Genomic DNA, 12165 nt, shown 5'->3' with positions numbered 1-12165 from the left:
GAGGGCCCCTAATGGCCGCCCCTTGTAGTGTGACAGACGTTACTGTTAGCCTTGTGCCCACTATATGACCAACGACTCACAATGTGGTTAGCGGGAGAACAGCAATGACGCACCCCTTTCAGCCTAAGTCTTCGAATTACGCGGTCGAGCTCAACGGATGCACCAAGGAGTTTGCAACGCCCGGCGGTGGCTCGTACTTCGCTGTGCGGGACATCGACCTCAAAGTGGAGCCCGGGCGCTTTGTCTCCATCGTCGGGCCGACGGGATCGGGCAAGTCCACCATCCTCAACATGGCAGCCGGACTCCTGAATCCGTCCGAAGGAACCGTCCACAGCTTCGGCGAACCCGTCGACGGGGTGAACCGCCGCGCCTCCTACATGTTCCAGCAGGACGCCCTGCTGCCCTGGAAGTCGGTGATCGACAACGTCAGCCTCGGGCTCACCATGGCCGGGGTTTCCAAGGCCGAGGCCTACGACGAGTCACGCCGCTGGCTGGAGAAGGTGGGGTTGAAGAACTTCGCTGACCGCTACCCGCACCAGCTCTCCGGCGGCATGCGCAAGCGCACCGCCGTCGCCCAGGCCTGGATCGTGAATCCGGACATCCTGCTGATGGACGAGCCGTTCTCCGCGCTGGACGTCCAAACCCGGCAGATCATGGAGAACGAACTCCTCCAGCTCTGGCAGGAGTCGGACAAGGCCGTCGTCTTCATTACCCACGACCTGGACGAGGCCATTGCCCTGTCCGACGAGGTGGTCATCCTCGGTGCCGGCCCGGGCAGCACCGTCGTCGGCAGCTACGAGATCGACATCCCCCGCCCCCGCGACCTCCTGGACATCCGGGACGATCCCAAGTTCGTCGAGCTCCACAGGGAAATCTGGGGTCGCCTCAAGGTCGAGGTATCCAAAACCTATGAATCAGCTCGGGAAGAGGAAGAGAGCGACGCAGCATGACAGTGGCACCAGCTTCCAAGAACACACAACGCTTTCCCCTCCGGAAGGACCGGGATCCGGCGGTGGCCCAGCGGCCCAAGCGCAAGCGGCCCGAAGCCTCGAACGTCTCCATCCGGATGGGGCAGTTGGCCCTCGCCGCCGTCGTCCTTGGCGCATGGGAGCTGCTGGGACGCGTCGGCGTCATCGACCCGTTCTTCTTCCCCCTCCCCTCCGACATCCTGATGACGGTATGGCTGTGGATCTCCAGCGGCTTCGTCTTCCCGCACCTGTGGATCACCCTGCAGGAATCGATCCTCGCCTTCCTCACGGGCGCGGCGGCCGGCCTGGTCCTGGGCTTCCTGCTGGCCAGGGTCCGTTTCCTGGAGCGGCTCCTGGACCCGTTCCTGCAGATGTTCAACGCCCTTCCCCGCGTGGTGCTGGCACCGATCTTCCTGCTGTGGTTCGGCCTGGGCATCTGGTCCAAGGTGGCCTTCGGCTTCACCCTGGTGTTCTTCATCGTCTTCTTCAACACCCTCGAAGGCGTCAAAAGCGTGGACCGGGTCCTCGTGGACAACGCCAAAATGCTCGGAGCCAACGAGAAGCAGCTGCTCCGCCACGTCTTCATCCCCAGCGCCCTGACCTGGATCTTCTCCAGCCTGCACATCAGCGTGGGTTTCGCCATCACCGGCGCGGTGGTGGGTGAATACCTCGGGGCGTCCGCCGGCGTGGGCTACGCCATCGCCCAGGCCCAGGGTGTCTTCGATACCAAGGGGGTCTTCGCCGGCATGTTCATCCTGATGTTCGTGGTCCTCATCATCGACCTCCTCGTCAACCGCCTCGAACGGCACCTCCTCAGGTGGCGCCCGGTCCGCTCCTCGTAACCCAACACATCACCGCCTGAAAGGGAATCCCCATGACTTCGAACGAAACCCGGCACCGGCGCCGGGGCCTCTTCCGCCCGCTGACCGTCCTCGCCTCCCTCACCCTCGCCCTCTCCGCCTGCGGCGCGCCCGCGTCGGCACCGCCCGGCCAGGGCGGCACCGGTGCCGCCGGCGGCGGGGACGGCTCCAAGGTGATTATCGGCGTCGGCGGCCAGACACTGCTGACCTACCTTCCCACCACGCTGGCCCAGGAACTGGGCTACTACGAGGAGGAGGGCGTGAACGTCGAACTGCAGGACCTGCAGGGCGGCTCCAAGGCGCTGACGGCCATGATTGGCGGCAGCACGCAGGTCACCAGCGGCTACTACGAACACACCATCCAGATGCAGGCCAAGAACCAGCCCATCAAGGCGTTCGTGGACATGGGCCGGTCATCGGGGCTCGCCCTCCTGGTGGCGCCCAAGAACGAGGGCCAGATCAAGTCCATCGCGGACCTCAAGGGCAAGAACGTCGGCGTGACCTCACCGGGGTCGTCCACTGACATGTTCATCAAGTTCCTCCTGGCGAAGAACGGCATGCAGCAGACCGATGCCGCAGTATCGGCCATCGGCGCCGGATCCTCTGCAGTGGCGGCCATGGAGCAGAACCAGGTGGACGCCGCGGTGATGCTTGAGCCGGACATCTCGGTGCTCGCCAAGCGGATCGGCCACGCCCCGGTCATCCTGGAGGACGTCCGGACCGAGGAAGGTCTGAAGGAAGTCTTCGACACCGACGCATGGCCGTCCGCCTCCCTCTACGCCAAGACCGACTGGCTGGACCAGAACAAGGACACCGCGGGCAAGCTCGCCAAGGCGATCAAGCGCACGCTGGAGTTCATCAACAGCCATTCCGGCCAAGAGATCGCCGCCGAAATGCCGGAGAAGTTCGCCGGCGGGGACAAAGAGCTCTACGCCAAGGTCATTGAGGACCTGAAGAAAACGCTGAGCAAGGACGGATCCTTTACCCAGGACGGCGTCGAGGCCGTCCTGAAAACCCAGCGGGTGGCCAACCCGGAGGTCGGGGACAAGGACATCAAGCTTGGGGACACCTACACCAACGACTTCGTAAAGTAGCCCCAAACTGCCAGGCACGCCATCCGCACGGGATGGCGTGCCTGCGTCCGTTACAGCGCATTGAGGAGACCACGCGCAATGCCCGAGACACTGACTCACAAGATCCTGGCCAGCCACCTCGCCGCCGGCGAGTTGACCCCCGGCGCCGACATCACCATCGCCGTGGACCAGATCCTCATCGAGGACGCCACCGGAACCATGACGGCCATGCAGTTCGAGATGCTCGGCGTGGATTCCATCGCGGTGCCGCTGGCGGTCATGTATGTGGACCACAACGTCCTGCAGATCGACGACAAGAACATGCAGGACCACCACTACCTGCGCACCTTCTCCGCCCGCCACGGGCTGCGCTACTCCCCCGCCGGGCACGGCATATCCCACTACATCCACCTGGAGCATTTCTCCCAACCGGGCCAGGTGCTGGTGGGCGCGGATTCCCACACCTCGACGGCGGGTGCCCTGGGCATGTTCGCGCTCGGCGCCGGCGGGCTGGAGGTGGCCGTGGCGATGGCCGGCTACGGCTTCGACTTTGTGTGCCCCGCCGTCGTGGGCGTTGAACTGACGGGCACGCTGGGATCCAATGCCGAAGCCAAGGACGTGGTGCTGGAGCTGCTGCGCCGCCACGGCGTGCGCGGCGGCCGCGGGAAGGTGTTCGAGTTCTACGGCGAGGGCGTGGCGTCGCTGTCCGTCTCCGCGCGCGCCACCATCTGCAACATGATCATCGAAACCGGTGCCGCCACGGCCATCTTCCCCTCCGATGAGCAGACCCGCGCCTGGCTGCGGGCCCAGCGCCGCGGGGACCAGTTCGTCCCCCTGGCGGCGGACGCGGGAGCCACGTACGACGACGACGAGCGGCTTGATCTCTCGGCCCTGGTTCCGCTGGTGGCGCTTCCGCATTCCCCGGGCAACGTTCGTCCGGTGTCCGAGCTGCCGCGCACCGAGGTGGTGCAGGTCTGCGTCGGTTCCTCCGTGAACAGCTCCTACGAGGACCTGGCCACCGTGGCGGCCATCCTTAAGGGACACACTGTCCATCCCTCCGTCCAGCTCACGGTGACACCCGGATCACGGCAGATCCTGCAGACCATCATCGCCTCCGGGGTTTATGAGGACTTGATGCAGGCCGGGGCTCGGATGCTCGAGCCGGTGTGCGGCCCCTGCGTGGGCATCGGCCAGGCACCCACGGAGGGTGCGCCGTCGCTGCGCACCTTCAACCGCAACTTCCCCGGCCGCAGCGGCACGGCGGAGGACGCTGTGTACCTGTGTTCGCCGTCGACCGCCGCCGCCAGCGCGCTGGAAGGCGCCATCGTGGACGCCTCCACGGTCAGCCGCGGCGTGCTTCGCCCTGCCACTGCTCCGCATCCGGAAGTCCACGACCTGCACATCGCCGGCGTCCTGCCGCTGGAGACGCGCCGCGCTATCGAGATTGAGCGGGGCAGCAACCTGGTCCCGCCGCCGCAGCCCACCCCGCTGCCGGCTGACCTGGACGCCCGGGTGCTGACCGCCGTCGGGGATGACATCTCCACCGGTGACATGGCCCCGGACGGCGCGATTGCCATGTCGGTGTGGTCCAACATCGCCGTCTGCGCCCGGTTCATGTTCCGCCGCCTGGACCCCGGCTTCCACGACCGTGCGCTCAAATGGGGCGGCGGGATCATCGTGGGCGGGGAGAACTACGGGCAGGGCTCGTCGCGGGAGCATGCCGCGTTGATCCCGCTGCACCTGGGCGTCCGGGTGGTCGCCGCCCGCAGCTATGCCCGGATCCACCGCCGCAACCTGATCGCGGCCGGGATTGTGCCGCTGGTCCTGCCTGCCGATTCGGACAGCTCGACCGGGCAGCCGAGCTCTACCGGGGTACACAGTTCAACCGGGCAGCGGTGGGTGATCGAGGGGCTTGCCGACGCAGTGGCCAGTGGCGCCGGTTCCGTCACCGCCCGGGTGGACGGTGACACGGGGCTGGTGCTGGGCCTCGATTTCTCGCCTGCCGAACGTGCCGTGCTCACCGCCGGCGGCCTGCTGGCCCAGGTGCGGGCCGGCGGCCGGTCGATGTTGGCGGGTGACGACGTCGTCCAGGACGACGCGGCTGGCATCTCGCCGGGCCGCTCCGCCCGGTGAGTCGGGCCGCCGTCGAACCTGTCCGGAACCCTGTGCGCCGGCCGGGGCACCGGGCCACGGCCATCGCTGCGTTGACCACTGTGGTGGCGGTGCTGCCGGTCTTCCTGGTGGGCGGGCTGGCGGTCCAGCTCGAGCAGGACCTGGGCATGACGCCGTCCGCGCTGGGTGCCGCGGTGGCCGCGTTCTGGGCGGTGTCGGCACTGCTGTCCGCCCCGGCGGGGTTTGTGGCGGGCGGGCTGGGACTCCGCCGCGGGGTGCCGCTCGCCGTCGGGCTGGGGTTTGTGGCGCTGGGCGGGATCGCGTTTGTCACGCCGCACTGGGCGTGGCTGATCGTCTGGTTGGGTGTCGCCGGCGCGGCGAACGCGCTGATCCATCCGCTGTCCAACGGCCTGATCGTGGACCAGGTGGCGGTGCGCAACCGCGCCTTTTCGTTCGGCCTCAAGCAGGCGGCCATTCCGACGGCGACGCTCACCGCCGGACTGTCGGTTCCGGTGTTCGCGCTCACCGTGGGGTGGGCCTGGACGTTTGCGCTGGCGGCGCTGCTGGCGGCGGCTCTGGTGCCGGTGCTCCTGCGCACCCTCCCGCGCGGCGCCCCTGTCGCCCGCCGCTCCGGCAGGGCTGGCAGGGAGCCGCTCCCCCGGCGGCTGAAGCAGTTCCTGTTCGCGACGGCGGTGGCCAGCGCGCTGGGGGCCGGGCAGGCCAATGTGGTGGGGGCGTTTACTGTCACCATGGCTGTGCAGGCGGGGTTCGATGCCGTCGGCGCGGGCCTGCTGCTGGGCGCGGCGAGTGTGGCCGGGATCCTGGCCCGCCCGCTGGTGGGGATCGCGGCGGACCGTGGGATCGGCGGTTCGATGGCCACGGTGGCGCTGATGATGGGGGCCGGGAGCCTGGGGTTGCTGGGCATGGCGTCCGGGTCCACGGTTGCGTATGCGGCCGGGGCCGTGGTGGCGTTCGGGCTGGGCTGGGGGTGGAACGGCCTGGCCCACTACGTGGTTTCGCGTACGGCGCATCGGTTTACGGTCCAGGCGACGGGGATCACGCAGAGCGGAACGTACATCGGCGGGACGCTGGGGCCGTTGCTGTTCGGGGTGGTGTTCTCCCAGTTTCCGCCGGCCGTTGGCTGGACCCTCGCCGCGGCGGCCGCGGCAGCCGGGGCGGCCGCGTCGCTGGTCGCTTTTCGTTTGGAAAAGGGGCTGCGCTCCCCTTGACTGCTAAGCATACTTAGCTTTAGCGTGGTTAATGGAAGCGCAACACAGATGTTTGACCCGGGCCTTCCCAAGGCCTAAGCCCATCGCAACCAAAGCGACATTTGGGCGCCTAGCCGGTTGAACCGCCTTCCCCCGCCGAAGCGGCGGATGCCAAAAGAAGCAACCACAGAGACGCCCGATCCCCTGCGCCATGCATCAGCGCGGCCTTCAGCAGCCCAAGAGTTAACAATGGGCTGCCGGATAGGGGTACAAGGGCCGATATCAAGGGAGCGAAACTATGTCAGTTCTGAAGAAAGCCACCGTCGCAGCCGCTGGAAGCCTGTTCCTGATGGGCGCCGTTGCCGGACCTTCCCAGGCAGCAAACAACAACACATTGAATGATGGCCTCGTGAACGTCACTGTCGGCGATATCACCGTCGAGGATGCTGTTGACGTAAATGTCGCCGCCAGTGTCGCAGCAAATCTCTGCGATGTCGCCGACATTGGCTCGATCGCCGTTCTCGGCGAAGCAGTGGATGCCACCGGCAACGCGGTAACCGTCTGCGACGCCGCCACCGGTCCAGTTCGCATCGTCAACAACTAGTACGCGCGAGCGATAAGGATCGAGCCACAGCACACGTAGCTGTCTTTCCTCTTTCCGATCATAGGAAGAGCCCTGGCCACCGGCCGGGGCTCTTCCTCGCGCGTCGGCCCTGGTCCAGTTCGCCGTCGCCTCTGTGATCTTCAAGTTCGCCTGGACCTTCGTCCAGCTGGCCAACCGCCGCCAGTAGGCACTTTAGGGGGTGGGCCAACCTACAGCACCGGCAAAAGAGTGAGCCATATCGACTTCGGCAAGACGACGCCTCCGCGCCCCTGGAGATAAAGGACGACGGCGGCACCACCTTGCTTGCCACGCTCAACAATCAACTGGGACGTCTCCCCACCGCCTTACACGCGTTCACCCCGCCGTGCGCCAGCACGTCCCCGGCCAGCGTTGCCTGGCATCAGGCGGCGGAACCTGCTGAGGCGAGCGCCGCCGTCGTGCCTTCGAACGGCCAGCAGCTTCCCCGCCCGCACCGGCGTATGGTTCTTGCATGGAACCGATTCGGGTCATCCTGCTTCCTGGTTCAGTGCTCCCCGCGGAGCTTGCCTATGGGCGCCTGATTGAGGCGCTGGGCCCGGGCGTGCATGCCGTTGCCAAGGAGCTGGAACTGTACAAGGGCGATAACGTGCCCCCGGGGTGGAGCCTGGACACCGAGGTGGACGGAGTCCTCAGGGAAGCCGACGCCCTGGGCTGGGAGACCTTCCATCTCCTGGGCTATTCCGGCGGCGGCGCGGCGGCCTTGGCGTTGGCTGCCAAGCACCCGGACCGGCTGCAGAGCCTGGCCTTGCTGGAGCCGGCGTGGGCAGGGAACTGGGATTGGAGCCCCGCCTACGCGGAGCATTGGAAGAAGTTCGGGGAGCTGGACGCCCTCCCGCCGGAGCAGTACATGCCGGCGTTCATGAGGCTGCAGGTCAGGCCCGACGTCGTCCTGCCGCCGCCGGAGGCGGGTCCCCCACCGCCGTGGATGGCCAAGCGGCCGGCCGGGATCAGGGCCTTCATGCAGACCTTCAAGGACTACGACCTGGACAGGTCGAAGCTTGCCGCCTTCAGCAAGCCGGTGTTCTTCGCCCTCGGCGGCCTCAGCCATCCGGATGATTTTGGCGAGGTGGCGGCCCGGCTGGCGCGGGTCTTCTTTCCCGACTTCCACCTGGAGGTCTTCCCCGGGCGCCACCACTTCGACCCGCCGCACCGGACGGAACCCGGACGGCTGGCGGAGGCGCTGCGCCGGCACTGGGCATCCGCCGAGGGACGGCCCGAGGGGCAGCGGCTGCACTCCGGGTCCCAGAGCCTATAGGCCCGGCACGCCGCAAGCTCCTTGTTTGCTGCTGCTGGTTCAGTGTGCGGCGCCCGGTGGTGCGGCCTGCCGAACGCCCTTGGCGCGTGCCCTCTTCCGCAGCACGATCCTGGCAGCCACGGCTGCGATGAGGCCGGCGAGGGTTACCAGCTGCACCTCGTCGAAGGACAGGCCATCGATATTCGGCTGGAGCTCCTCCCCCGTCGCCCAGCCAAACCAGACTTCACTGACCAGAATGCCCGCCACGAAGTACCCGGCCGCCGCATAGAGCCACAGCCAGCGTGACATCCCCCTGCCCACGATTAAACGGGCCACCAGGCCGAAGGCCAATGACATGGCCGCGAGCAGTCCCAGTCCGGCGATTCCCAAGTCCCAGCGATCCACCGCCCGCCACCTCCCTGCTTCCCGTGGTCCTGCCGCCAGTCTCGCGAAGCGGAGTCCGGGAGGGTAGAGGCCATGGTCCCGCCATGCCCGCGCCACAAGCCTCAGGCGGCCGAAGCTGCCTCTGCGAGTGCCGCCGTCGTGCCTTCGAAGTGGTCCAGCAGCGTGTCGACCAGGTGCGGGGCGAAGTCTCCCTCCAGCGAGAGGACCACGCGGCACCGCGCCCCCTTCACCTCCGGGTAGCCCGCGTACAGCCCGCGCATTTCGCACACAGTCTGCCCGCGGCCCGACCCGTCGGAGGTGTCGACGGCGGCACGCACCACGGGTGCAAGCGCCGGCGTAACAGCATCGACGGCGAGCGCCGCCGCCAGGGGATCGTGCATCGCCGAGCAGGGTCGGCCATAGATGCCCTCGTAGAACCGGAAGTAGTAGCCCAGCATCTCCCCCAGCGCCCGCGGCACCGGCGCAGCAGAGGCCAGCAGCTCCTGCCGGTGCGGCTCCTCCAGCAAATGTAGATAAGCAGCCAGATTCCTAGCTAGCGCCTGGCTTAAACCGATCGAATTCTGTAGGCAGTAGGGCGAGTATTTCGATCGGATCCATAGCCGAGGTGTCCCATGTCTGGTCGAACTGGTACAAGACTTCTGACAACCGGCGGGGAGAGCCTCCGCCGCTGCCGCCTGACCCCCGCTTCAAACGGTTGGTGACCGGATCAACATATAGGGCGGTGACGGCTGCCATCAGCGATGGGTTACTGATGATGTCTTGCTTGGACGCAATCTGCTCGACAACCTCGCCCGGACTCGTTACAGGCGTTGCAAGAACAGCCCGCACCCGCGAAACATCGTCCCGGTGCGCCTTCAAGATCCGGTACGGGCCCGATAGATAGTGCCGATAATAGGTCTGGTAACTATGGGGAGTAAGCACATAGCGTTCTGTTTGGCGCACAACACGTTCGCCTGTGGAGGGGTCAACGGGAGCAAGGAAGCTTAGCCATTTGATGGACAGCCACGTCCACAATCCTGCATCCAATTCCAGGTCCGGGTAACTGGCAGTCAGCGGATCGAGAAGTGTTTGGAAGTACTCCGCTGCTTCCTGTCGATCCTCGAACGCCGTTACCGCGTAGTCGATGTCTGCCACCATCTGGACGCTGTATGCTTCGCTCAAAAGCAGCTCCTCGATGTCTGGCTCCGCTCCTTGACGCAGCTGGTTCAGGAACTCCCGTACTTCGATAAGTCCAGCTTCGGTAAACCGGCGGATCTCACTCATGAAAGTCGTCCTCACCGGGAACGGCCGCATTCAGCATGTCCAAGGACGCAACCAAGGTTGCAAATGTTGATGCGCATTCGGCCGCCCAAGTTTCTACCATGTCGTTGTAGCTCTGGTCATCTACCTCGAATTCATCCAGGGCGCTAAGGTCCACTCCGATGCTGTCGAAGTAGCTGATCCAATGGCTCAGGGTGGAGTTGGGATCGTCAGAGTCATCTATATTCCTAGCGACCCAAATTGCAACTCGGCGGACAAATTCAGGGAGCACCAATGCCTTGAAGTGGAGCGAGTTAACCACTGAGTCGTGGTCCGTCAGGCGTTTGTTGACATACAGGATCGGGCCGTTGTCTATGTCGAATTTCCACACAAGATTGCCGAGTTCCATGCGCTGCAATTTCAAAAGAGGGGCGGAGTCTTGGTCGTCCTCCGTTGCGCCGCGAAGACGATCAGCAACGGCGAGAATCTTGCCCCGAGTATCTCCCTCGGTTCCAACTATTCGGACCCTTAGTTGGATGTTATCCACTAGATCAAAGGATTCGAGAAGCACGTCTTGTCGAGGCTGGATGAGGTCAACGGTACCGCAACGTATGCGTTCTTTCGTTGTTTGCCGATAAGCCTCGACAGTAACTTCAGCTGCCCCCGGGAGGTCTAGGCCTTCGAGTCCTAGCGATATGACGTCGAGGAGGACTTTGCCTTCATCCTGACGGACTCGCAGCTGAATCCGAGACCTGTCCAGCTCACGCCTGCCAGTAAAATTCAGTGTCGTCATTACTTGGAGAGCCCCCTTGCCCTGATGTTAAGATCCCTATTCATATCGAACCCCAAGACTGTAAGTTTGAATTCCACGGGATCTTCAACGACTGCTGTCAGCAAATTCCCAAGCTGCTTCTCAATTTTCCCACCTACGATTGTGGGAGTGAATGTGGCCAAATCAAAGTCTTCCTTCCTCCATTTGGCCAATGCGTCGCCACGTCTAGTTTCGTAACCCAGCGCGACCTCGACTCGTTTCAGGCCTCCAGCCGCGGCGATCGCAGTCGGGACGATTGAGAACCCTCCCTGTTCTTCGCGTTCCACATGTGTTAGCGGTTGGGTTCTGGGGCCACCAGGCCCCTGCCTGCCACCTGGCTTCCTACCTCCAGATGCCACGGTCTTTTTCTTTTTGCGTCCGGCGTCTGCCAAGGGCACGGCGAAAATATCAGCAAAAACAATACGCTGCTCTTCCGCAGCGAAATCCATCACAAGTTCATATATCTTGTGTGGCGCGGTTTTCACTATGGCCAGCAGATCACCGCCGCGAACGTACCGTGAACGGATCTTGTCATTCGCCGTCCACGTCGTGTGGGCGGGATTCTCCGCGTCACCTAACATCTTTGTGAGAGCGCTTTCTTCAACAATGCAGATGGCCCGCACACCAGCAATTGGAAAACGCGAGGCCTCGGACACAATGATGCCTCCGCGCATGAAGAGCGGCTTCTGCCTCAACGATTCGTTCTGTTGCAAAAGCACCTGTAGGTAGGAATCCGCCAGAGTTTCTCCGTTAGCGCCCTTGATTCGCAGCTCGACAGGAACTGTCACCTGCACGGCATGTCCTGCTTCGAGCTCCTTGTGCATGACCGCGGCAGTTTCGCCATCGATGGTCGCGCCCGACCAGCCTTCACCTGCTCGGGCGGCAACTCTTTTTACCGTAAACCGGCGCCCTTCCGGGATGCTCGCCCTAGCCGCCATAAGCTGAATCTCACTGACAACCTTTTCGCGTTCGTCGCCGTCAAAGAAGGTCTCTGCCAATTGGAGAACATTCGCAGCAGTAAGCAGGATGGAGGCTGTGTCGTCAGGTGCTTCCACCTCAACTTCAAGCCGGTCCGCGAGTATGGCACCGAAATAGGCACGGATGACCGAGGTCACAAAATCCTTGGCTGTGAGCTTCGCGTCAACATAAGGGATGACGATGCTTACGCCAGACTCGTTGCCCCTAGACACGTTCCATCTCCGTGTCGCAGCCTCGACAACGTTTGCATCTGTAATCGGCATTTGCACGCCAGGGCCAGGCTTCGCCCACCAACCATCCGGATCGTAGTCCTTGTCGCCCAAGCTGTGGTTCATCAGCACTGCCTGCCCCACCAGCAGCCCAGGTCCGTCGTCGTCGAAACGCTTGGTGTAGGCAAGGAATGCGTTTACTCCACTTGACTTGGGGAAGACGTACTTGCCGACTCCCCACCTGCCAAGACTGGCTGACTGCTTTTGTGAGATTCCCTCCGCACGGAGAAAGTAATAGTAGTTATTGGATGCTCCTTCAGGCACCCGCGTCGCCGCGGGGTCCCCAGTTAGGCCAATGGTCCCAAAATCTTCGATGACGACAAACCGGCAAGGTCCTTCAGCGAGATCCGAAGCAACTTGGCCGC

The 12165-nt window shown here is 64.2% G+C and carries 11 protein-coding genes and 1 pseudogene; 7 read left to right on the top strand and 5 right to left on the bottom strand.

The annotated features are described in order from the left end of the window. Positions 1 to 104 precede the first annotated feature (104 nt). The 7 genes from ACTHQS_RS00545 (at position 105) to ACTHQS_RS00515 (ending at position 8119) form a co-directional block, all read left to right on the top strand. A complete protein-coding gene (locus ACTHQS_RS00545; RefSeq protein ID WP_440165121.1) occupies positions 105 to 950 on the top strand; it encodes an ABC transporter ATP-binding protein in 846 nt (281 codons plus the stop codon). Then, entirely contained in the window at positions 947 to 1810 is an 864-nt protein-coding gene (locus ACTHQS_RS00540) for an ABC transporter permease (RefSeq protein WP_440165119.1), read from the top strand. Before ACTHQS_RS00545 ends, ACTHQS_RS00540 begins: the two co-directional genes overlap by 4 nt. 32 nt (positions 1811 to 1842) lie before the next feature. Next, positions 1843 to 2922, top strand: coding sequence for an ABC transporter substrate-binding protein (locus tag ACTHQS_RS00535; RefSeq protein ID WP_440165117.1), 1080 nt, complete (start codon positions 1843 to 1845; stop codon positions 2920 to 2922). A gap of 78 nt (positions 2923 to 3000) precedes the next feature. Continuing rightward, positions 3001 to 5034, top strand: coding sequence for an aconitate hydratase (locus ACTHQS_RS00530; protein WP_440165115.1), 2034 nt, complete (start codon positions 3001 to 3003; stop codon positions 5032 to 5034). Then, positions 5031 to 6242: an MFS transporter gene (locus tag ACTHQS_RS00525; protein ID WP_440165113.1), complete on the top strand. Its 1212-nt coding sequence runs from the start codon at positions 5031 to 5033 to the stop codon at positions 6240 to 6242. The genes ACTHQS_RS00530 and ACTHQS_RS00525 overlap by 4 nt, the downstream gene beginning before the upstream one ends. A 277-nt stretch (positions 6243 to 6519) precedes the next feature. Then, positions 6520 to 6825 (top strand): hypothetical protein, encoded by a 306-nt coding sequence (locus ACTHQS_RS00520; RefSeq protein ID WP_440165111.1) that lies wholly within the window; start codon positions 6520 to 6522, stop codon positions 6823 to 6825. Between the two features lie 490 nt (positions 6826 to 7315). Then, entirely contained in the window at positions 7316 to 8119 is an 804-nt protein-coding gene (locus ACTHQS_RS00515) for an alpha/beta fold hydrolase (RefSeq protein WP_440165109.1), read from the top strand. A gap of 39 nt (positions 8120 to 8158) precedes the next feature. On the opposite strand, the gene ACTHQS_RS00510 is transcribed toward ACTHQS_RS00515, so the two are convergent. The 5 genes and pseudogenes from ACTHQS_RS00510 to ACTHQS_RS00490 all read right to left on the bottom strand — a co-directional run bounded on the left by ACTHQS_RS00510 (position 8159) and on the right by ACTHQS_RS00490 (position 12064). Next, positions 8159 to 8503, bottom strand: coding sequence for a hypothetical protein (locus ACTHQS_RS00510; RefSeq protein WP_440165107.1), 345 nt, complete (start codon positions 8501 to 8503; stop codon positions 8159 to 8161). Positions 8504 to 8604: 101 nt separating this feature from the next. Beyond that, positions 8605 to 9012 (bottom strand): annotated as a pseudogene (locus tag ACTHQS_RS00505) (nucleoside hydrolase); the annotation flags it as partial. Positions 9013 to 9031: 19 nt separating this feature from the next. After that, positions 9032 to 9766 carry a hypothetical protein gene (locus tag ACTHQS_RS00500; RefSeq protein WP_440165105.1) on the bottom strand — a complete coding sequence of 245 codons (735 nt, stop codon included), beginning with the start codon at positions 9764 to 9766 and terminating at the stop codon, positions 9032 to 9034. Further along, on the bottom strand, positions 9759 to 10535 hold the full coding sequence (locus tag ACTHQS_RS00495) for a hypothetical protein (protein WP_440165103.1): 777 nt from the start codon (positions 10533 to 10535) through the stop codon (positions 9759 to 9761). Before ACTHQS_RS00495 ends, ACTHQS_RS00500 begins: the two co-directional genes overlap by 8 nt. Then, entirely contained in the window at positions 10535 to 12064 is a 1530-nt protein-coding gene (locus tag ACTHQS_RS00490) for a hypothetical protein (RefSeq protein WP_440165101.1), read from the bottom strand. Before ACTHQS_RS00490 ends, ACTHQS_RS00495 begins: the two co-directional genes overlap by 1 nt. Positions 12065 to 12165 lie beyond the last annotated feature (101 nt).

It is taken from the genome of Arthrobacter sp. SAFR-044 (assembly GCF_051965175.1).
Classification (GTDB): Bacteria; Actinomycetota; Actinomycetes; order Actinomycetales; family Micrococcaceae; genus Arthrobacter.
The sequence above is the reverse complement of the archived record's forward strand: the minus strand, read 5'-3'. Positions and strand labels throughout refer to the sequence as shown.

Bases quoted from the DNA above. Each gene is read 5' to 3' on its own strand.
- ACTHQS_RS00545 (WP_440165121.1), top strand. From the start codon at position 105: ATGACGCACCCCTTTCAGCCTAAGTCTTCGAATTACGCGGTCGAGCTC.
- ACTHQS_RS00540 (WP_440165119.1), top strand. From the start codon at position 947: ATGACAGTGGCACCAGCTTCCAAGAACACACAACGCTTTCCCCTCCGG.
- ACTHQS_RS00535 (WP_440165117.1), top strand. From the start codon at position 1,843: ATGACTTCGAACGAAACCCGGCACCGGCGCCGGGGCCTCTTCCGCCCG.
- ACTHQS_RS00530 (WP_440165115.1), top strand. From the start codon at position 3,001: ATGCCCGAGACACTGACTCACAAGATCCTGGCCAGCCACCTCGCCGCC.
- ACTHQS_RS00520 (WP_440165111.1), top strand. From the start codon at position 6,520: ATGTCAGTTCTGAAGAAAGCCACCGTCGCAGCCGCTGGAAGCCTGTTC.
- ACTHQS_RS00515 (WP_440165109.1), top strand. From the start codon at position 7,316: ATGGAACCGATTCGGGTCATCCTGCTTCCTGGTTCAGTGCTCCCCGCG.
- ACTHQS_RS00500 (WP_440165105.1), bottom strand. From the start codon at position 9,766: ATGAGTGAGATCCGCCGGTTTACCGAAGCTGGACTTATCGAAGTACGG.
- ACTHQS_RS00495 (WP_440165103.1), bottom strand. From the start codon at position 10,535: ATGACGACACTGAATTTTACTGGCAGGCGTGAGCTGGACAGGTCTCGG.